The following is a 20,544-nucleotide window of genomic DNA, read 5'->3' as shown; positions in this document are numbered from 1 at the left end:
AACGCGCATGTCCCTCGCGGTCCGCGTCATCCCGTGCCTCGACGTCGCAGCAGGCCGCGTCGTCAAGGGCGTCAACTTCCTGAACCTGCGCGACGCCGGCGACCCCGTCGAACTCGCCGGGCGCTACGCGGCGCAGGGCGCCGACGAACTGACCTTCCTCGACGTCACGGCCACCGTCGACGACCGGTCCACCACCTACGACATGGTGCGTCGGGTCGCCGAACAGGTCTTCATCCCGCTGACCGTCGGGGGCGGCATCCGCTCGACCGACGACGTCGCACGCCTGCTCGGGCACGGCGCCGACAAGATCGGCGTGAACAGCGCGGCGATCGCCCGGCCCGCGCTCATCGGCGAGATCGCGGACCGGTTCGGCGCTCAGGTGTGCGTGCTCTCGCTCGACGTCAAGCGGTCCGGTCGCACCGAGTCCGGCTTCGTCGTCACGACCCACGGCGGCCGCACCGAGACCGACCTCGACGCGCTCGCATGGGCGCGCCGGGCCATCGAACTTGGCGCCGGCGAACTGCTCGTCAACTCCATCGACGCCGACGGCACCAAGGCCGGGTTCGACCTCGAGCTGGTCGCGCTCATGCACGAACTCTCGAGCGTGCCGGTCGTCGCGTCCGGCGGAGCGGGCGCGCTCGATCACTTCGCGCCCGCCGTCGCAGCCGGTGCGGACGCCGTGCTCGCGGCATCCGTCTTCCACAACGGCGAACTGACCATCGGCGAGGTCAAGCAGGCGCTCGCCTCCGACGGGAGGACCGTCCGATGACGGGGAACGGCCACGAACGGACCGAGGGCGCGCTCGCACGCGCCCGGTTCGACGCGAACGGGTTGCTGCCGGCGGTCATCCAGCAGTGGGACACGGGCGACGTGCTCATGCTCGGCTGGATGGACCGGGAGGCGATGCGCCGGACCCTCACCGAGGGACGCGTGACGTTCTGGTCGCGTTCTCGGCAGGAGTACTGGCGCAAGGGCGACACCTCGGGGCACGCGCAGTACGTCCGTTCCGCGGCGCTCGACTGCGACGCCGACACCCTGCTGGTGCGCGTCGAGCAGGTCGGCGTCGCCTGCCACACCGGCACCCGGACCTGCTTCGACGGCGACCCGCTCGACGTCGTGGCCGGCGAGCCCGAGGACGGGTCGACGAACGCAGACGCCCCGGACGGAGGAGCACGATGACGGCAGCCCGAGGCGCGACGACCCGGTTCGACGAGTTCGGCGACCTGCTCGCCGACCGCCGCGTGGTCCCCGTCGTCCGCGAGCTCTTCGCCGACGGCGAGACGCCCGTGGGCATCTACCGCAAGCTCGCGGGCGGTCGGCCCGGCACGTTCCTGCTCGAATCCGCCGAGCAGGGCGGGATCTGGTCGCGCTACTCGTTCGTCGGCGCAGGATCCTACGGCGTCCTCACCGACCGCGACGGCCGGGTCGAGTGGCTCGACTACGGCATGCCGCGCGAGCGCGCACTCGGCGACGCCTCGGAGGGCCTCGCGCCGCTCGCGGCGCTCGAGGCGATGTACCGCCGGTGGGCGACCGAGGACGTGCCCGGCGCACCGCCGCTGACCGGCGGCCTGGTCGGGTTCATCGGCTGGGAGGCGATCCGGCAGATCGAACGCCTGCCGAACCGGCCGCCGGCGGACTTCGACGTGCCCGGGCAGGCGTTCGCCTTCGTGTCCGAGCTCGTCGTGATCGATCACCGCACGGGCACCGTGCAGCTCGTGGCATCCGTGCTGAACGACCTCGGCGAGCCCGCCGAGGAGCTCTGGGCCGACGCGCAGTCGCGTCTGGACCGCCTGCAGGCCGCCCTCGCCGGACCGGCCGAGGCGCACCTCGCCGAGATCGACCTCGCGCGCGCGCCGGAGCCGCGCCACCGCACCGAGAAGGCCGACTTCCTCGCGGCGGTCGAGCGGTCGAAGGCGTACATCCGCGAGGGCGACATCTTCCAGGTCGTGGTCTCGCAGCGGTTCGAGCAGGATGCCACGGCCCACCCGATCGACGTGTACCGGGTGCTCCGCAGCCTCAACCCGAGCCCGTACATGTACCTGCTGCACCTCGAGGACCTCGCCGGCGAACCGTACTGGATCGTCGGCTCCTCGCCGGAGGCGCTCGTCAAGGTCGAGGACGGTCGCGTGTACACGCACCCGATCGCCGGTTCGAAGCCGCGCGGCGAGACGCCCGAGGACGACGCCGACCTCGAGGCGGAGCTCGTCGCCGATCCGAAGGAGCAGGCCGAGCACCTGATGCTCGTCGACCTCGCCCGCAACGACCTCGCGAAGGTCTGCACGGCCGGCAGCGTCGAGGTGACCGAGTTCATGCGCGTCGAACGGTTCAGCCACATCATGCACCTCGTGTCATCCGTCGAGGGCGACCTCGCGGCGGGGGCGAACGCGGTCGACGTGTTCCGGGCCACCTTCCCGGCCGGCACGCTCTCGGGCGCGCCGAAGCCGCGCGCCCTCGAGATCATCGACGAACTCGAGCCGGCCCAGCGTGGCGTGTACGGGGGAGTGGTCGGCTACTTCGGATTCGGCGGCGACGCCGACCTCGCCATCGCGATCCGCACCGCGACCATCGTCGGCGGGATCGCACGCGTGCAGGCCGGCGGCGGGCTCGTCGCGGACTCCGACCCGGAGTCGGAGTTCCAGGAGTCGGTGAACAAGGCGGCCGCGCCGCTGCGCGCCGTCGCGGTCGCCAACGCGATGCGCCGCGTGGGGTCGGCGTGAGCATGCGGGCCGGGCGCGTGAAGCTCGCCTCGATCGTCGGCATCCTGCTGGGTTCGGGCCTCGCACTGCTCGCCTGGAGCCAGCCGTGGTTCGAGGTGGTGCTCGCATCCGGCGCGACGAGCGCGGCCGGCACCAGCCTGTCGGTGACCGGCCAGGTCGCGGCGCCCGCCCTGTCGGCGCTCGCGCTCGCGGGCCTCGCGCTCGGCGGCGCACTGACGATCGCCGGACCGTTGATCCGGGTGGTCCTGGGACTGCTCGGGGCGGTCCTCGGCGGATGCATCGTGCTCGCGGCGTCAGTCGCGATCGCCGATCCGATCGCTGCGGTCTCGGCATCGGTCGCCGAGGCGACCGGGGTCGCCGGCGGCGACCCCACGGCGGAGCTCGTCGCGCAGGCGAATGCGAGCGCGTGGCCGGCCGTGGCCGTGGCGGGCGGCGCGATCGTGGTGCTCGCCGCCGTCTGGGCCCTGGTCACCGCGCGCTCGTGGCCCGCCTCCCGCCGCCACGGCGGCGTCCGGCTCGCGGCCGACGGTCGGGGCGGCGCGGCGGGCGTGTCGGACCGTGCCGTGGACGACTGGGACGACCTCAGTCGCGGCGACGACCCGACGCACGACCCGGCCTGATCCCACCCGCTAGACTCTTCCCCGACCCCGCACAGAAGGAGCACCATGAGCACTGAGCACGTTGACCCCGGCCACGGACACTCGCCCGCGGCATGGACGGCCGTGGTGATCATGCTCATCGCGGTCGCCATCGGCACCGTCGCGTTCTTCTTCGACGTGCAGTGGCTGGTGTGGGGCTCGGCCGGGCTGCTCGTGGTCGGCCTCCTCGTCGGTTGGGCCCTCGCGAAGGCGGGCTACGGCGTGGACGGCGACAAGGTCGCGCCCAAGGCGCACTGACGCGTGCTGGCTGAGCTCACCGCGAACGCCGTCGCCGACGCCGAGGCACGTCGAGCCGTCCGCTCGATGGCCGACGTCGAGGCCGCCGCGCTCGCTCGCCCCGCCGCGCTCGACGCGCTGCGCGCGCTCGCGCCCGCGGACCGGATCAAGGTCATCGCCGAGATCAAGCGGTCGAGCCCGTCGCGCGGATCGCTCGCGGCGATCTCGGACCCGGCGGCGCTCGCGCGCACCTACGAACTCGGCGGTGCGAGCGCGATCAGCGTGCTGACCGAGGGCCGGAAGTTCGGCGGATCGCTCGAGGACCTCGAGTCCGTGCGCCAGGCGGTCTCGGTGCCGGTGCTCCGCAAGGACTTCATCGCGAGCGCCTACCAGGTCTTCGAGGCGCGCGCGGCCGGCGCGGATCTCGTGCTCCTCATCGTCGCGGCGCTCGACGACGCCACGCTCGCCGAACTGCACGGGCTCATCACCGAACTCGGCATGACGGCACTCGTCGAGACGCACTCGGCCGACGAGCTCGACCGCGCCGCGCAGCTCGGCGCGAAGCTCATCGGCGTGAACGCGCGCGACCTCACGACGTTCGAACTCGACCGCGACCTGTTCGGCCGGATCGCCGATCGCTTCCCCGAGGGCGCGATCAGGGTCGCCGAGTCGGCCGTGCTCTCAGCGGCGGATGTCGCTCACTACCGCTCGGCCGGAGCCGACGCGGTGCTCGTGGGAGAGGCGCTCGTCACGGGCGACCCCATCTCGAATCTCTCTGCATTCCTGGCGGTGTGACATGGCGCTTCGTGCCCGGACCGGTCCCTACTTCGGCGAGTTCGGCGGGCGGTTCGTGCCCGAGTCGCTCGTCGCCGCGCTCGACGAGCTCTCCGAGGCGTACGACCTCGCGAAGCTCGATCGTGCGTTCGGCGACGAATTGCGCGAGCTCGGGCGCACCTACACCGGGCGGCCCTCGATCCTCACCGAGGCGCCCAGGTTCGGCGCCCACGCGGGCGGGGCGCGGATCCTGCTCAAGCGGGAGGACCTGAACCACACCGGCTCGCACAAGATCAACAACGTGCTCGGGCAGGCGCTGCTGACCCGGCGCATCGGCAAGCGCCGCGTCATCGCGGAGACCGGCGCCGGTCAGCACGGGGTCGCGACCGCGACCGCGGCAGCCCTGTTCGGACTCGAATGCACGATCTACATGGGCGAGGTCGACACCGAGCGGCAGGCGCTGAACGTCGCGCGCATGCGACTGCTCGGCGCCGAGGTCATCGCGGTCAAGACCGGCTCGCGCACCCTCAAGGACGCCATCAACGACGCGATGCGCGACTGGGTCACGAACGTCGAGACGACCAACTACATCTTCGGGACCGTGGCCGGTCCGCACCCGTTCCCCGAGATGGTGCGCGACTTCCAGAAGATCATCGGCGAGGAGGCTCGGGAGCAGGTCCTCGAACTCACCGGGGCGCTCCCGACCGCGGTCGCGGCGTGCGTCGGCGGCGGGTCGAATGCGATCGGTATCTTCCACGCGTTCCTCGACGACACCGACGTGGCGCTGTTCGGCTTCGAGGCCGGCGGCGAGGGCGTCGACACGCCCCGTCACGCGGCGACGATCACCAAGGGCCGGCCCGGCGTGCTGCACGGCGCGCGCAGCTACCTGCTCCAGGACGAGGACGGCCAGACGATCGAGTCGCACTCGATCTCGGCCGGGCTCGACTACCCGGGCGTCGGCCCCGAGCACTCGTGGCTCGCGGCGATCGGCCGCGCGCAGTACCGGCCGGTGACCGACGACGCCGCCATGCAGGCCCTGCGCCTGCTCACGCGCACTGAGGGGATCATCCCCGCGATCGAGTCCGCCCACGCCCTCGCGGGTGCGGTCGAGCTGGGCAACGAACTCGGATCCGACGCCACGATCCTCGTGAACCTCTCGGGCCGCGGCGACAAGGACATGGACACCGCAGCCCGGTACTTCGGGCTCTACGACGGAGGCGAGCAGTGAGGAACGTCGGTCCCGTCATCCGTCGTCGCAACCAGGATGCCGCGGGCGCGCTCATCGGCTACCTGCCGGTCGGATTCCCGACGCTCGACGAGAGCGTCGATGCGGCCGTGGCCCTCGTGGAGAACGGCGTCGACGTCCTCGAACTCGGGCTGCCCTATTCCGACCCCGTGATGGACGGCGCGGTCATCCAGGCCGCGACCCAGCAGGCGCTCGCGGGCGGATTCCGCATCGCGCATGCGTTCGAGGCGGTCCGACGCGTCACGGAGCGCGTCGATGCCCCGGTGCTGCTCATGACCTACTGGAACCCGGTCGTGCAGTACGGCGTCGACCGATTCGCCGACGACCTCGCAGCTGCCGGGGGAGCCGGGCTCATCACGCCCGACCTGATCCCCGACGAGGCTGCCGACTGGCTCGCGGCATCCGAGCGCACGGGCCTCGACCGTGTGTTCCTCGCGGCGCCGACCTCGTCCGACGCTCGGATGCGGCAGGCCGCCGAGGCCAGCCGTGGCTTCGTCTACGCGGTCTCGACGATGGGCATCACCGGTGCGCGCAGCGACGTCGATCGCGCCGCCCGGACGGTCATCGACCGGCTGCACGAGGCCGGGGCCGAGGCCGGTTGCGTCGGCGTCGGCATCTCGACGCCCGAGCAGGTGGCCGAGGTGCTCGAGTACGCCGAGGGCGCGATCGTCGGCTCGGCGCTCGTGAAGGCGCTCTCGGAGGGCGGCGTCGACGCCGTCGGCGCGCTCGCGGCGCAACTCGCGCGCGGCACCGCCCGAGTGTGAAGTAGTCTCGACGAGGCCGCCGCTCACGGCGTGTCCCGCAGCATCGACGAAAGGCAGAGCCCGGCGTGATCGCACCGCTCAGCATCCCGAGTCCCGACCCGGCGTGGCGTACGCTCGAGATCCCCCTGTTCGGCCTGACGCTGAACATCCAGATGTACGCGCTGTGCATCCTGGTCGGCATCATCGTCGCGACGATCATGACCTCGCGCCGGCTCACCAAGCGTGGCGCGGAGCCGGGGATCGTGCTGGACGTCGTGCTCTGGGCGGTCCCGCTGGGCATCATCGGCGCTCGGCTCTACCACGTGGTCACGCACCCGGACGACTACTTCGCCGGCCAGGAGTGGTGGCGGGTCTTCGCGATCTGGGAGGGCGGCAACGCCATCTACGGCTCGCTCATCGGCGGTGCGATCGGCGTCATCATCGCCTGCCGCCTCACGGGGCTGCGGTTCTGGTCGTTCGCGGACGCGCTCGCGCCGGGACTGCTCGCCGCACAGGCGATCGGGCGTCTCGGCAACTGGTTCAACCACGAGCTCTTCGGCTGGCCGACCGACCTGCCCTGGGGGCTCGAGATCGAGTCCGACAACCCGGCGTTCCCCGCCGGGCTCGAGCCGGGCACCCTCTTCCACCCGACGTTCCTCTACGAGATCGTGTGGAACCTGCTCGGCGTCGTCGTGCTGCTCGCCCTCGAGCGCGCCTTCCGCCTGCGTTGGGGCAAGCTGTTCGGCGTCTACCTGATCTGGTACGGAGCCGGACGCGCCGTGTTCGAGACCATCCGCGTCGACCCGAGCGAGATGTTCCTCGGCATCCGATCCAACGTCTGGGCCTCGTTCCTCGCGATCCTGATCGGCATCATCGTCATCGTCGTCCAGTCGCGCCGGCACACCGGCCAGGAGACGAGCGTGTATCGCCCGGGCCGTGAATGGTCGCCCGCCGATGCTGAGGTAGACTCGGACCACACCGAGTCCGACTCCGACTCTCTCGACGAACGCGTCGAGGGTGAGAACGACCCCGGCGAGCCGGCTGCCACAAGCTCGAGCCGTTCAGCCCAGTAGGGGCCACGCCACTTCCGAGTTCTCCGCCGCTGCGCCGCACCTCGCGCCGCGAATCCTCCATCGTGGGCCGACGTCGTCCCCGTTGCCATCGAGATACCGAGGACGGTCCAACGTGTCGCTTCCCCCACCCCACGCCAGGTTTGGACTCGTACCGCCCGCCCAGGGCATGTACGACCCCGCCGACGAGAAGGACGCATGCGGCCTCGCGATGGTCGCCACCCTCCGCGGAACCGCAGGCCACGACATCATCACGGCCGCGCTCGACGCGCTGCGCAACCTCGAGCACCGCGGCGCGGTCGGCTCCGACGCCGGCACGGGCGACGGTGCGGGCATCAACACGCAGGTCCCCGACGCGTTCCTGCGCGCGGTCGTCGACTTCCCGCTCCCGCAGGCCGGCGCCTACGCCGTCGGCAACGCGTTCCTCCCGGTCGATCCGACCGCGCGGAGCCGGGTCAAGCAGGACCTGCAGCGCATCGCGAGCCAGGAGGGCCTGGACGTCATCGGCTGGCGCGAGGTTCCGGTCCGCCCCGGCGAACTCGGCACGCTCGCCCGCGCGGCGATGCCCGCCATCCAGCAGCTCTTCGTCCGCGCGAGCGCGGAGCCCGAGGGGGCGCCGATCTCGGGCATCGCGCTCGACCGGCTCACCTTCCGCCTGCGCAAGCGCGCCGAGCGCGAGCTCGAGCTGTACTTCGCGTCGCTCTCGGCTCGAACCCTCGTCTACAAGGGAATGGTCACGACGCTCCAGCTCGAGCCGTTCTACCCCGACCTCTCGGACGAGCGGTTCGCATCCAAGCTCGCCATCGTGCACTCGCGGTACTCCACCAACACGTTCCCGTCGTGGCCGCTCGCGCAGCCGTTCCGCATGATCGCCCACAACGGCGAGATCAACACGGTGCAGGGCAATCGCAACTGGATGCGCGCCCGGCAGTCGCAGCTCGAGTCGGAGCTGCTCGGCGACCTCGACCCGCTCATGCCGGTCGTCACGCCCGGCGCGAGCGACTCGGCATCCTTCGACGAGGTCGTGGAACTGCTCACGCTCGCGGGCCGCAGCCTGCCGCACGCCGTCATGATGATGGTCCCCGAGGCGTGGGAGAAGCAGGCCGAGATCGACCCCGCGCGCCGCGCCTTCTACGACTACCACTCGATGCTCATGGAGCCCTGGGACGGCCCCGCGGCGATCACCTTCACCGACGGCTCGCTCGTCGGCGCGACGCTCGACCGCAACGGGCTGCGCCCGGGCCGGTACCTCGTGACCGATGACGGCCTGGTCGTCCTCGCGAGCGAGATCGGCGTCATCGACCTGCCGCAGCGCCGGGTCGTGCGCAAGGGCCGCCTGCAGCCCGGGCGCATGTTCCTCGTCGACACCGAGGCGGGCCGGCTCATCGAGGACGACGAGATCAAGTCCGAGCTCGCGGCATCCGCGCCCTGGGGCGACTGGCTCGACGAGAGCCGGATCAGGCTCTCGGACCTGCCGGAGCGCGAGCACATCGTGCACCCGCCGGCATCCGTCAACCGCCGGCAGCGGACCTTCGGCTACACCGAGGAGGAGGTCAAGATCCTCCTCGCGCCGATGGCGCGCACCGGGCAGGAGCCCCTCGGGGCGATGGGCTCCGACACGCCGGTCGCGGTGCTCTCGCAGCGCCCACGCCTGCTCTTCGACTACTTCACGCAGCAGTTCGCGCAGGTCACCAACCCGCCGCTCGACTCGATCCGAGAACAGGTCGTCACGTCGCTGGCGACCTCCCTCGGCCCCGAGCGGAACCTGCTCGCGGCCGGCCCCGAGCACGCCCGCCAGGTCTCGCTCGACTTCCCGGTGATCGACAACGACCAGCTCGCGAAGATCGTGCACATGACCGCGCCGAACGGCGACCGGGCAACCCGCACGCTGCGGGGGCTGTACCGCGTCGACGAGGGCTCCGAGGGTCTGAGGGCACGCATCGAGGAGCTCTGCGGCGAGGTCGACGAGGCGATCGCCGAGGGCGCGTCCTTCATCGTGCTGAGCGACCGCGACACCACCAAGGACCTCGCTCCGATCCCGTCGCTGCTGATGCTCTCGGCGGTGCACCACCACCTGATCCGCTCCGAGACGCGCATGAAGGTCGGCCTGGTCGTCGAGGCCGGCGACGTCCGCGAGGTGCACCACGTGGCGCTCCTGGTCGGGTACGGCGCGTCGGCCGTCAACCCCTACCTGGCGATGGAGACGTGCGAGGATCTCGTGCGCTCCGGCGTCCTCACGGGCGTGACGCCCGAGTCGGCGGTGCGCAACGTCATCTCCGCGCTCGGCAAGGGCGTGCTGAAGATCATGTCGAAGATGGGCATCTCGACGATCGCGTCCTACGCCGGCGCGCAGGCGTTCGAGGCGGTCGGGCTCGCGCAGGGGTTCATCGACGAGTACTTCACCGGGACGACCTCGAAGCTCGGCGGCGTCGGGCTCGAGGTGATCGCCGACGAGAACCGCTCGCGGCACGAGGTGGCCTACCCGGCGGATGCCGCGGTGCGGGCGCATGAACGGCTGCAGACCGGCGGCGAGTACCAGTGGCGTCGCGACGGCTCGCCGCACCTGTTCAACCCCGAGACGGTCTTCCGGCTCCAGCACTCCACGCGCAACCGTCGCTACGACGTGTTCCGCGAGTACACCTCGCTCGTGGACTCGCAGGCCGAGGAGCTCATGACGCTGCGCGGCATGTTCGCGCTCCGCACGGGCATGCGGAGGCCGGTCCCGATCGAGGAGGTCGAGTCGGTCGAGTCGATCGTGAAGCGGTTCTCGACGGGCGCGATGAGCTACGGCTCGATCTCGAAGGAGGCGCACGAGACCCTCGCGATCGCGATGAACCGCCTCGGAGCGAAGTCGAACACCGGTGAGGGCGGCGAAGACCTCGACCGCCTGCTCGACCCGGAGCGGCGCAGCGCGATCAAGCAGGTCGCGTCCGGACGGTTCGGCGTGACGAGCATGTACCTCACGCACGCCGACGACATCCAGATCAAGCTCGCGCAGGGCGCCAAGCCCGGTGAGGGCGGCCAGCTGCCGCCGACGAAGGTCTACCCCTGGGTCGCGCGGACCCGTCACGCGACGGCCGGCGTCGGGCTGATCTCGCCGCCCCCGCACCACGACATCTACTCGATCGAAGACCTCAAGCAGCTCATCTTCGACCTCAAGCGCGCCAACCCGGGTGCGCGGATCCACGTCAAGCTGGTGAGCCAGTCGGGCATCGGCGCGGTCGCGGCCGGCACCGCGAAGGCCCTCGCCGACGTGATCCTCGTCTCGGGACACGACGGCGGCACGGGCGCAAGCCCGCTCAACTCGCTCAAGCACGCCGGAACGCCGTGGGAGCTCGGTCTCGCCGAGACGCAGCAGACCCTCATGCTGAACGGCATGCGCGACCGGGTCGTGGTGCAGGTCGACGGCCAGCTCAAGACCGGACGGGACGTCGTCATCGGGGCGCTGCTCGGTGCCGAGGAGTTCGGCTTCGCGACGGCACCGCTCGTCGTCGAGGGCTGCGTCATGATGCGCGTCTGCCACCTCGACACGTGCCCGGTCGGCGTGGCGACCCAGAACCCGGAACTGCGCAAGCGGTTCACGGGCAAGCCGGAGTTCGTCGTGAACTTCTTCGAGTTCATCGCCCAGGAGGTCCGCGAGTACCTCGCCGAGCTCGGGTACCGCACGCTCGACGAGATCATCGGCCGACGCGAGCTGCTCGATGTCGATCGGGCGCTCCAGCACTGGAAGGCCTCCGGCCTCGACCTCACGCCCGTGCTCGTCGGCCCCGACTTCTCCGAGTCGGAGGCGCGCCGCAACTCGCGCGCCCAGGACCACGAGCTCGAGTCGCACTTCGACAACGAACTGATCCGCCGCGCGTCGGAGGTCCTCGCGGACGGCGGCCGGGTCGAGGTCGAGCTGCCGGTGAAGAACACCGAGCGCGCCGTCGGCACGATGCTCGGCCACCACGTGACCCTTCGCCACGGCGCCCAGGGACTGCCCGCGGGGTCGATCGACGTGACGCTGACCGGCAGCGCGGGGCAGTCGTTCGGTGCGTTCCTGCCGAGCGGCATCCGCCTGCGCCTCGAGGGCGACTCCAACGACTACGTCGGCAAGGGGCTCTCGGGGGGCCAGATCATCGTCCGGCCCTCGCGGGAGGCCGGCTTCGCCGCCGAGCGCAACGTCATCGCCGGCAACGTCATCGGGTACGGCGCGACGCAGGGGAGCATGTTCATCCGCGGCATCGTCGGTGAGCGCTTCCTCGTCCGGAACTCGGGCGCGACCGCGGTCGTGGAGGGCGTCGGCGACCACGCGCTCGAGTACATGACCGGCGGGCTCGCACTCATCCTCGGCGCGACCGGGCGCAACCTCGGCGCCGGGATGTCCGGCGGGACGGCGTACGTGCTCGACCTCGCCGAGGCGAAGGTCAATCGCGAGGCGCTCGCGTCCGGCGAGATCGAGCTCCACGAGCTCGGCAGCGCCGATCACGAGATCGTCCGCGACCTGCTCGAACAGCATGTCGAGCACACCGATTCCGCGGTCGCCGCGGCCCTCCTCGTCGACGGGGATGCCGCGTTCGCCCGCTTCACCAAGGTGCTTCCGCGCGACTACGCCGCGGTGCTCCGCACCCGCCAGTCCGCCGTCGACGAGGGCCTCGACCCCGACGGCGACGTGGTGTGGTCGAGAATTCTGGAGGTGACGGGTGGCTGACCCGAAGGGCTTTCTGAAGGTCACCGAGCGGGAGCTTCCGAAGCGTCGCCCCGTGCCGGTGCGGATCATGGACTGGAAAGAGGTGTACGAGCCGGGCGATTCCGCTCAGCTGCGGCGCCAGGCGGGGCGCTGCATGGACTGCGGCGTGCCGTTCTGCCACCAGGGGTGCCCGCTGGGCAACCTGATCCCCGAGTGGAACGACCTGATGTGGCGGGGCGAGGGCCGTGCCGCGATCGAGCGGCTGCACGCCACGAACAACTTCCCGGAGTTCACCGGTCGCCTGTGCCCCGCGCCGTGCGAGTCCTCGTGCGTGCTCGGCATCAACCAGCCGGCGGTGACGATCAAGCAGGTCGAGGTCTCGATCATCGACCAGGCGTTCGGGAGCGGCTGGGTCCAGCCCCAGCCTCCCGGGCGCCTCACGGGCAAGACGGTCGCGGTCGTCGGGTCGGGCCCCGCGGGTCTCGCGGCGGCGCAGCAGCTCACGCGCGCCGGCCACACGGTCGCGGTCTACGAGCGCGACGACCGCATCGGCGGCCTGCTCCGGTACGGGATCCCGGACTTCAAGATGGAGAAGCGCCACCTCGAGCAGCGCCTGGCGCAGATGACCGCCGAGGGCACGAGGTTCCGTGCCGGGGTCGAGATCGGCGTCGACCTGTCGTGGGACGAACTGCGTCGCCGATTCGACGCGGTCGTCGTGGCGACCGGCGCGATCGTGCCGCGGGACCTGCCGATCCCGGGTCGCGACCTCCCCGGCGTGCACTTCGCGATGGACTACCTGGTGCAGTCGAACCGGGCGGTCGCCGGCGACGACGTGTTCGACCAGATCAGCGCGGAGGGCAAGCACGTCGTCGTCCTCGGCGGTGGTGACACGGGTGCGGACTGCATCGGCACCGCGCACCGGCAGGGAGCCCTGTCGGTGACGAACCTCGCGATCGGCAAGCAGCCGGGCACCGCGCGTTCGTCCGATCAGCCGTGGCCGATGCACCCGACGCTGTTCGAGGTGCAGAGCGCCCACGAGGAGGGCGGTCAGCGGCAGTACCTCGCCTCGACGGTCGAGTTCCTCTCGAACGACGCGGGCGAGGTCCGGGCGATCCGCGTCGCGGAGACCGAGTACCTCGACGGACGCCGGGTTCCGAAGGCGGGAACGGAGCGCGAGATCCCCGCGGATCTCGTGCTGCTCGCGCTCGGCTTCACCGGGCCCGAGACCGAGGCTGCCTCGGAGCAGCTCGGACTCGTGGCGACCGAGCGCGGCAATCTCGCGCGCGGCGCCGACTACGCGACCGAGGAGCCGGGCGTGTTCATCGCCGGCGACGCCGGTCGCGGGCAGTCGCTCATCGTGTGGGCGATCGCCGAAGGGCGCGCTGCGGCGGCATCCGTCGACCGGTACCTTGAAGGTGCGACGCAGCTGCCGAGCCCGATCCCTGCGACGGCGCGAGCCTTCGCCGTGTGACCGGCGCCGGTCGGCGCCCGTCGAATCTGATCCAGCGCCTCGGCGCGTAACCCCTGGAGCACAGAACACATGAGAAGAGCGAAGATCGTCGCCACCCTCGGGCCGGCGACATCGAGCTATGAGCAGATCCGCGCGATCGTCGATGCGGGCGTGAACGTGGCGCGGATGAACCTCAGCCACGGCAGCTACGACGTCCACGAGGGCGTCTATCAGAACGTGCGGAAGGCCGCGAACGACTCCGGCAAGGCCGTGGCGGTGCTCGTCGACCTGCAGGGGCCGAAGATCCGCCTCGGCAAGTTCGCCGACGGCCCGCACGAACTCGCCGAGGGCGACGTCTTCAAGATCACCACCGAGGACGTGGCCGGCACGAAGGAGCTCGTCGGCACGACGTTCAAGGGCCTGCCGCAGGACGTCCGGCCCGGCGACTTCCTCCTCATCGACGACGGCAAGGTCCGCGTCGAGGTCGTCGAGTCCGATGGCACCGTGGTCACGACCAGGGTCGTCGTCGCGGGCCCGGTGTCGAACAACAAGGGCATCAACCTTCCCGGTGTCGCGGTCAACGTTCCGGCACTCTCCGAGAAGGACGAGGCCGACCTGCGCTGGGCGATCCAGCTCGGAGCGGATGTCATCGCACTCTCGTTCGTGCGCAACGCCTCCGACATCGAGCGCGTGCACGAGATCATGGCCGAGGAGGGACGCAGGCTCCCCGTCATCGCGAAGATCGAGAAGCCGCAGGCGGTCGATGCGCTCGAGGAGATCATCGAGGCCTTCGACGGCATCATGGTCGCCCGCGGCGACCTCGGCGTCGAGCTCCCCCTCGAGGCGGTGCCGATCGTGCAGAAGCGCGCGGTCGAGATCGCACGGCGACTCGCCAAGCCGGTCATCGTCGCGACGCAGATGCTCGAGTCGATGACGCACGCGCCGGTGCCGACGCGCGCCGAGACCTCGGATGTCGCGAACGCGATCCTCGACGGCGCGGACGCGGTCATGCTCTCGGGCGAGACGAGCGTGGGCGAGTACCCGGTGCAGACCGTCCAGACGATGGCGCGGATCGTCGAGTCGACCGAGAAGCACGGCCTGGACCGCATCGACCCGCTCGGCACCAAGCCGCGCACGCAGTCGGGCGCGATCACGCTCGCCGCGGTCGAGGTCGCGGACTTCGTCGAGGCGAAGTACCTGTGCGTGTTCACCGAGACGGGCGAGTCGGTGCGACGGATGGCGCGCATCCGCAGCGTCATCCCGATCCTGGCGTTCACGCCGGACCCGGCGATCCGGCGCCGTATGGCGCTCTACTGGGGCGTCGAGTCGTTCGTCGTGGAGCGGGTGACCCACACCGACCAGATGGTCGGCCAGGTCGACGACGTGCTCGAGAAGACGGGCAAGGCCGCTCCGGGCGAGAAGGTCGTCATCATCTCGGGTTCGCCTCCCGGCATCCCCGGCACCACCAACGACGTGCGCGTGCACATCGTGGGCGAGGTGCTCTGATCCGACACGAAGGGCCCGGTCGCTGCGGCGGCCGGGCCCTTCGGCGTCCGCATCGTGGGATTTCGGCGTGCGGGGCGGATGCCGCTGCGCCCGTTCCCCTCGGTGCCGGTGGTGGGGGTCGAACCCACACGCCCTTTCGGGCAAAGCATTTTGAGTGCTCCGCGTCTGCCATTCCGCCACACCGGCCTGACGGCCCAAGGCAGAAGAATACCGTAGGCTCTTCTGCGTGACAGACACCGAAGACACCCAGCCGGCACCGCGACGCGTCGTCGTCGCGGAGGACGAGTCGCTCATCCGCCTCGACATCGTCGAGACCCTGCGCGACAACGGCTTCGAGGTGGTCGGCGAGGCCGGCGACGGCGAGACGGCGGTGCAGCTCGCGACCGAGCTGCGCCCCGACCTGGTCATCATGGACGTGAAGATGCCCCAGCTCGACGGCATCTCGGCAGCGGAGCGACTCTCCAAGGGGCACATCGCCCCGGTCGTGCTCCTGACCGCGTTCAGCCAGAAGGAACTCGTCGAGCGCGCCAGCGAAGCCGGCGCGCTCGCCTACGTGGTCAAGCCGTTCACCCCCAACGACCTGCTCCCCGCGATCGAGATCGCGCTCGCCCGCCACGCGCAGATCATCGCGCTCGAGGCCGAGGTCGGCGACCTCGTCGAGCGCTTCGAGACCCGCAAGCTCGTGGACCGTGCGAAGGGCCTGCTGAACGAGAAGATGGGGCTGTCCGAGCCCGATGCGTTCCGCTGGATCCAGAAGGCCTCGATGGACCGTCGGCTGACGATGCGCGACGTCTCCCAGGCGATCATCGAGCAGCTCGCTCCGAAGAAGTCCTGACCCCCTGTTCCCGCCGGGCGACGAGCCCGATGACGGATGCCGCGACGACCCGGTTCGTCGCGGCATCCGTCGTCTTCGGGGGCGAGCGATGGCGGCCCCGGGCGCGACGGGCGGTGTCGGTGCCCGCTTGTAGTCTTGTCGGGTGCCGGACCCCACCCCCGTGAAGCCCACCCTGCTCGTCGTCGACGGCCACTCGCTGGCCTACCGCGCCTTCTATGCGCTCCCGGTCGACAGCTTCAGCACCCGCGACGGCCAGCACACGAACGCCATCCACGGCTTCCTGTCGATGCTGCTGATGCTGCTGCGGAACGAGCGCCCGACGCACCTCGCCGTCGCGTTCGACACGTCGCGCGAGTCCTTCCGGACCCGCGAGTACGCCGAGTACAAGGCGAACCGCAGCGCGACCCCGCCCGAGTTCAAGGGCCAGATCCCGCTCCTGCAGGAGGCGCTGCGGGCGATGCGCATCACGGTGCTGACCAAGCCCGACTTCGAGGCCGATGACATCCTCGCGACGCTCGCGACCCGCGGCGCCGCCGACGGGTTCGACGTGCTGGTGGTCTCGGGCGATCGCGACACGATCCAGCTCGTCGACGACGACATCACGCTGCTGTACCCGAACGTGCAGGGCGTGTCGCAGCTCAAGCGCTACGACACGGACGCCGTCATCGAGAAGTACGGCGTCCGCCCCGAGCAGTACCCCGAGATCGCGGCCCTCGTCGGCGAGACGAGCGACAACCTGCCCGGCATCACGAAGGTCGGCGAGAAGACCGCGGTGAAGTGGCTGGGCCTGTACGGCAGCCTGGACGGCATCCTCGAGCACATCGACGAGATCAAGGGCGTCGTGGGCGAGAACCTGCGTCGCGAGCGCGAGAACGCGGTCCGCAACCGACGGCTCAATCGGCTCGTCCGCGATCTTGAGCTCGAGGTCGAGCTTCCCGACCTGGCCGCGCAGCCCATGGATGAGGCGGCCGTGCGCGAGATCTTCGACCGGCTCGAGTTCAAGACCCTGCTCGAGCGGGTCACCAAGATGGCCACCGAGGCGAACGGGCTGACCTCGGACGGCACGGCGGCCCTGTCGGCCGAGACCGAGCCGACCGTGGTCGCGCCGGTGCCGCAGTCGCTGCGCGGCGAGGCGCTCGCGGAATGGCTCGCCCGCGCGACCGCCGCGGAGCCGGCCGGACTCGGGCTCAGCATCGAGGTCCTCGACGGGCGGGTCATCGGCGCCGGGGTCGCGAGCACGACCGAGAGCGTGCGACTCGAGTGGGCGGCCGGCGACGAGGCCCTCGCGCCGTTCGAGGCCTGGCTCGCGAGCGAGGCGCCCAAGGTCATGACCGACGCGAAGCCCCAGCTCAAGGCGATGCGTCGATCCGGCCTCGACTTCTCCGGCCTCGAGGTCGATACGCTCATCGCCGGGTGGCTCGTGCGGCCGAGCCTCCAGGAGAAGGACCTGGTCGACCTCGTCTCGCGATACCTCGGCGAGGATGTCCCGATGGCCGATCCGTCGCAGCTCGTCCCGGACGCTGACGGCACGGCCGGCGCGCCGGAGTTCGCCTGGTACTCGCTCCGCGTCGCGCCGGTGCTGCTCGCCGCGCTGTCGGAGGGGTCGCGTCGCGTGCTCGCGGACATCGAGATCCCGATCGTCGGCGTGCTCGCCGAGATGGAACTGCGCGGGGTCACGGTCGATCATGAGCGACTCGCAGCCCTCTCTGCCCAACTGGGGGAGCGGGCCGCAGGGCTCGCCGCGTCGGCGTACGCCGAGATCGGGCGAGAGGTGAACCTCGGCTCGCCCAAGCAGCTCCAGGAGGTGCTCTTCGACCAGCTCGGCATGCCGAAGACGCGCGCCACGAAGACCGGCTACTCGACCGATGCGGGCGCCCTCGCCGACCTCCAGGAGACCAATCCCCACCCGTTCCTCGGACTCCTGCTCGAGCACCGCGATGCGACGAAGCTCCGTCAGATCGTCGAGACGCTCGACAAGTCGATCCAATCCGACGGGCGAGTGCACACGAGCTACGTCCAAGTCGGCACGACGACGGGACGCATCTCCTCGACGGACCCGAACCTGCAGAACATCCCGGTCCGGACCGAGGAGGGGCGGCGCATCCGTGCCGCGTTCACCCACGGCGCCGAGTTCGGCGAGCTGCTGACGGCCGACTACTCGCAGATCGAGATGCGCATCATGGCGCACCTGTCCGAGGACCCCGGCCTCATCGAGGCGTTCCACTCCGGCGAAGACCTGCACCGGTTCGTCGGTGCGCGCATCTTCGACGTCGATCCGGGGGAGGTCACGCCCCTCATGCGGACCAAGGTCAAGGCCATGTCGTACGGCCTGGCCTACGGACTCAGCGCGTTCGGCCTGTCCAAGCAGTTGCGCATCGACCGGGCCGAGGCGACCAAGCTCATGAAGGACTACTTCGAGCGGTTCGGCGCGGTCCGCGACTACCTCCGCGGGGTCGTCGCGCAGGCCAAGCTCGACGGGTACACGGAGACGATCTTCGGCCGCCGCCGGCCGTTCCCCGACCTGAACAGCCCGAACCGCGTGCTGCGCGAGAACGCCGAGCGCGCGGCGCTCAACGCGCCGATCCAGGGATCGGCCGCCGACATCATGAAGTTCGCGATGATCGGAGTGGAGCGCGAACTGCGGGAGCGCGGCCTGCGCTCGCGCATGCTCATGCAGGTGCACGACGAGCTCATCTTCGAGGTCGCGGGCGACGAGGGCGACGAGCTCGAGGCCGTCGTCCACGACCGGATGTCGCATGCCGCAGAGCTGCTCGTCCCGCTCGACGTCCAGGTCGGGCGTGGTCGTGACTGGGAGGATGCCGCGCACTGAGCGACGATGCCGTGGCGTGCTGCCGCGGCATCCGCTCGTCCGGGAATGGAAGAGGAACGCATGACCATCGCAGATCGCACCCCGACCGACGTCGACCGCATCGCCGAAGCCTGGGTCGACACCATCGTCGAACTGCAGCCGACGCTCGGCACGCATCTCGGGCGAACGGACCAGGACCACCGGCTTCCGGACTTCTCACCCGAGGGCCATGCGGCCCGCGTCGCGGCGACGCGGGCGACGCTCGCGGAGCTCCGCAGTGCGGTGGCCGCCGACGACGTCGACGAGATCACGGTCGACGACCTCGGGAGCGAGCTGGAGCTGGCGCTCGAATCGGATGCTGCGGATCTCCACCTGCGCGACCTCAACGTCATCGCGAGCCCGCCGCAGGAGATCCGGGAGGTGTTCGATCTCATGCCGACGGGCGACGAGGAGGCGTGGGCTCGCATCGCGACGCGCCTCCGGGGCGTCCCGGACGCGATCGACGGCTACCTCGCCACGCTCCGCGCGGGCATCCGTGCCGGCACCGTTCCCGCGATCCGGCAGGTCCGCGAGGTCGCCGAGCAGGCGCGCCGCCAGGCTCGAGCGGACGGCTTCTTCGCCTCGTTCGCAGCTGGTGCCGAGGGCACGGCTGGAGACGCGCTCCGACGTGACCTCGACGACGGCGCGGCGGCCGCGGCATCCGCGTACGCACGGCTCGCGGAGTTCCTCGACGGCGAGCTCGCGCCTGCGGCGGGCCCGGAGGACGCGGTCGGACGGGAGCGCTACGCGCTGGCCTCCAGGCGCTTCCTGGGCGCGGTCGTCGACCTCGACGAGACGTACGAGTGGGGACTCGAGGAACTCGCGCGCATGGTCGCCGAGCAGCAGTCGATCGCGAACGAGATCCTTCCGGGAGCGAGCGTGGAGGAGGCGGTCGCGCACCTCGAACGCGACCCGTCGCGCAAGCTCCGTGGCACGGACGCCCTTCGCGCATGGATGCAGGAGACCAGTGACCTGGCGGTGGCCGAGTTGGGCGCCACCCAGTTCGACATCCCGGAGGAGATCCGCACGCTCGAATGCCTCATCGCGCCGACCCAGGAGGGCGGGATCTACTACACGGGTCCGAGCGACGACTTCTCGCGGCCGGGCCGGATGTGGTGGTCGGTGCCGGAGGGGGTCACCGAGTTCGACACGTGGCGCGAGAAGACGACGGTGTACCACGAGGGCGTTCCGGGGCACCACCTGCAGATCGGGCAGGCGGTCGTGAACCGCGGCACGCTCAACACGTGGCGACGACAGCTCGCCGGCACGTCGGGCCACGCCGAAGGCTGGGCCCTCTACGCCGAGCGGCTCATGGAGGAACTCGGCTACCTCGACGACCCCGCCGACCGGCTCGGGATGCTCGACGGCCAGCGCCTGCGCGCGGCGCGCGTCGTGCTCGACCTCGGCGTGCACCTGGGCAAGCCGCGCCCCGACGGCGCGGGCACCTGGACGGGGGAGTACGCGTTCGAGTTCCTCGGCCGGAACGTGAACATGCCCGCGGAGTTCGTGCGGTTCGAGGTGCACCGCTACCTCGGCTGGCCGGGGCAGGCGCCGTCGTACAAGGTGGGCCAGCGGATCTGGGAGCAGCTGCGCGACGAGGTGCGCCGGCGCGAGGGCGCCGGCTTCGACATCCGCTCGTTCCACTCGCGGGCGCTCGGGCTGGGCGGGGTGGGGCTCGACACGCTGCGCTCGGCGATGGGTTGCTGACCGGGTTGCCGGGGGCTCCCGCATCCCGCTACGATGGAGCGTCACTCGTGTGACAATCCTGTCCGCCTGCCCGTCGCGGACCAATCCAAGAAACACTCACCGCG

At 70.9% G+C, this 20,544-nt stretch carries 15 protein-coding genes and 1 tRNA gene; 15 read left to right on the top strand and 1 reads right to left on the bottom strand.

Annotated features, from left to right (window positions below; translation table 11 throughout):
- Positions 1-7: 7 nt before the first annotated feature.
- From hisF to pyk, 12 genes are all read left to right on the top strand, one after another.
- Entirely contained in the window at positions 8-769 is a 762-nt protein-coding gene (gene hisF / locus DSM26151_RS08065; RefSeq protein ID WP_234659068.1) for an imidazole glycerol phosphate synthase subunit HisF, read from the top strand.
- Positions 766-1,179, top strand: a complete 414-nt coding sequence (hisI, locus tag DSM26151_RS08060) for a phosphoribosyl-AMP cyclohydrolase (protein ID WP_234659067.1) — start codon at positions 766-768, stop codon at positions 1,177-1,179. Before hisF ends, hisI begins: the two co-directional genes overlap by 4 nt.
- Positions 1,176-2,717 carry an anthranilate synthase component I gene (locus DSM26151_RS08055; RefSeq protein ID WP_234659066.1) on the top strand — a complete coding sequence of 514 codons (1,542 nt, stop codon included), beginning with the start codon at positions 1,176-1,178 and terminating at the stop codon, positions 2,715-2,717. The genes hisI and DSM26151_RS08055 overlap by 4 nt, the downstream gene beginning before the upstream one ends.
- Before the next feature lie 2 nt (positions 2,718-2,719).
- Positions 2,720-3,337 carry a Trp biosynthesis-associated membrane protein gene (locus DSM26151_RS08050; protein ID WP_234661838.1) on the top strand — a complete coding sequence of 206 codons (618 nt, stop codon included), beginning with the start codon at positions 2,720-2,722 and terminating at the stop codon, positions 3,335-3,337.
- Positions 3,338-3,382: 45 nt separating this feature from the next.
- Positions 3,383-3,613, top strand: coding sequence for a DUF6704 family protein (locus tag DSM26151_RS08045; protein ID WP_234659065.1), 231 nt, complete (start codon positions 3,383-3,385; stop codon positions 3,611-3,613).
- 3 nt (positions 3,614-3,616) lie between these two features.
- Positions 3,617-4,387, top strand: coding sequence for an indole-3-glycerol phosphate synthase TrpC (trpC, locus tag DSM26151_RS08040; RefSeq protein ID WP_234659064.1), 771 nt, complete (start codon positions 3,617-3,619; stop codon positions 4,385-4,387).
- Position 4,388: 1 nt separating this feature from the next.
- Positions 4,389-5,594: a tryptophan synthase subunit beta gene (gene trpB, locus DSM26151_RS08035; RefSeq protein WP_234659063.1), complete on the top strand. Its 1,206-nt coding sequence runs from the start codon at positions 4,389-4,391 to the stop codon at positions 5,592-5,594.
- Entirely contained in the window at positions 5,591-6,376 is a 786-nt protein-coding gene (trpA, locus tag DSM26151_RS08030; RefSeq protein WP_234659062.1) for a tryptophan synthase subunit alpha, read from the top strand. Before trpB ends, trpA begins: the two co-directional genes overlap by 4 nt.
- A gap of 65 nt (positions 6,377-6,441) precedes the next feature.
- The gene (gene lgt, locus DSM26151_RS08025) at positions 6,442-7,428 is read left to right on the top strand and encodes a prolipoprotein diacylglyceryl transferase (protein WP_234659061.1); all 987 of its coding nucleotides are present in this window, start codon (positions 6,442-6,444) and stop codon (positions 7,426-7,428) included.
- A gap of 166 nt (positions 7,429-7,594) precedes the next feature.
- Positions 7,595-12,115, top strand: a complete 4,521-nt coding sequence (gene gltB, locus DSM26151_RS08020; protein WP_234661837.1) for a glutamate synthase large subunit — start codon at positions 7,595-7,597, stop codon at positions 12,113-12,115.
- Positions 12,108-13,565 (top strand): glutamate synthase subunit beta, encoded by a 1,458-nt coding sequence (locus DSM26151_RS08015; protein WP_234659060.1) that lies wholly within the window; start codon positions 12,108-12,110, stop codon positions 13,563-13,565. Before gltB ends, DSM26151_RS08015 begins: the two co-directional genes overlap by 8 nt.
- Positions 13,566-13,634: 69 nt before the next feature.
- A complete protein-coding gene (gene pyk / locus DSM26151_RS08010; RefSeq protein ID WP_234659059.1) occupies positions 13,635-15,050 on the top strand; it encodes a pyruvate kinase in 1,416 nt (471 codons plus the stop codon).
- A gap of 103 nt (positions 15,051-15,153) precedes the next feature.
- On the opposite strand, the gene DSM26151_RS08005 is transcribed toward pyk, so the two are convergent.
- Positions 15,154-15,236: transfer RNA gene (locus tag DSM26151_RS08005), tRNA-Leu, on the bottom strand.
- Between the two features lie 40 nt (positions 15,237-15,276).
- On the opposite strand from DSM26151_RS08005, the gene DSM26151_RS08000 reads away from it, so the two are divergent.
- The 3 genes from DSM26151_RS08000 to DSM26151_RS07990 all read left to right on the top strand — a co-directional run bounded on the left by DSM26151_RS08000 (position 15,277) and on the right by DSM26151_RS07990 (position 20,440).
- On the top strand, positions 15,277-15,885 hold the full coding sequence (locus DSM26151_RS08000) for an ANTAR domain-containing response regulator (protein WP_234659058.1): 609 nt from the start codon (positions 15,277-15,279) through the stop codon (positions 15,883-15,885).
- 142 nt (positions 15,886-16,027) lie between these two features.
- Positions 16,028-18,715: a DNA polymerase I gene (gene polA / locus DSM26151_RS07995; RefSeq protein ID WP_234659057.1), complete on the top strand. Its 2,688-nt coding sequence runs from the start codon at positions 16,028-16,030 to the stop codon at positions 18,713-18,715.
- Between the two features lie 60 nt (positions 18,716-18,775).
- Positions 18,776-20,440 carry a DUF885 domain-containing protein gene (locus tag DSM26151_RS07990; RefSeq protein ID WP_234659056.1) on the top strand — a complete coding sequence of 555 codons (1,665 nt, stop codon included), beginning with the start codon at positions 18,776-18,778 and terminating at the stop codon, positions 20,438-20,440.
- Positions 20,441-20,544 lie beyond the last annotated feature (104 nt).

Source organism: Agromyces marinus, assembly GCF_021442325.1.
In the GTDB taxonomy this organism is placed as follows: domain Bacteria; phylum Actinomycetota; class Actinomycetes; order Actinomycetales; family Microbacteriaceae; genus Agromyces; species Agromyces marinus.
This window is presented reverse-complemented; position numbering and strand designations above follow the sequence as displayed.

Coding starts and splice junctions, on each gene's coding strand:
- hisF (WP_234659068.1), top strand. CDS start 8: ATGTCCCTCGCGGTCCGCGTCATCCCGTGCCTCGACGTCGCAGCAGGC.
- hisI (WP_234659067.1), top strand. CDS start 766: ATGACGGGGAACGGCCACGAACGGACCGAGGGCGCGCTCGCACGCGCC.
- DSM26151_RS08055 (WP_234659066.1), top strand. CDS start 1,176: ATGACGGCAGCCCGAGGCGCGACGACCCGGTTCGACGAGTTCGGCGAC.
- DSM26151_RS08050 (WP_234661838.1), top strand. CDS start 2,720: ATGCGGGCCGGGCGCGTGAAGCTCGCCTCGATCGTCGGCATCCTGCTG.
- DSM26151_RS08045 (WP_234659065.1), top strand. CDS start 3,383: ATGAGCACTGAGCACGTTGACCCCGGCCACGGACACTCGCCCGCGGCA.
- trpB (WP_234659063.1), top strand. CDS start 4,389: ATGGCGCTTCGTGCCCGGACCGGTCCCTACTTCGGCGAGTTCGGCGGG.
- gltB (WP_234661837.1), top strand. CDS start 7,595: ATGTACGACCCCGCCGACGAGAAGGACGCATGCGGCCTCGCGATGGTC.
- pyk (WP_234659059.1), top strand. CDS start 13,635: ATGAGAAGAGCGAAGATCGTCGCCACCCTCGGGCCGGCGACATCGAGC.
- DSM26151_RS07990 (WP_234659056.1), top strand. CDS start 18,776: ATGACCATCGCAGATCGCACCCCGACCGACGTCGACCGCATCGCCGAA.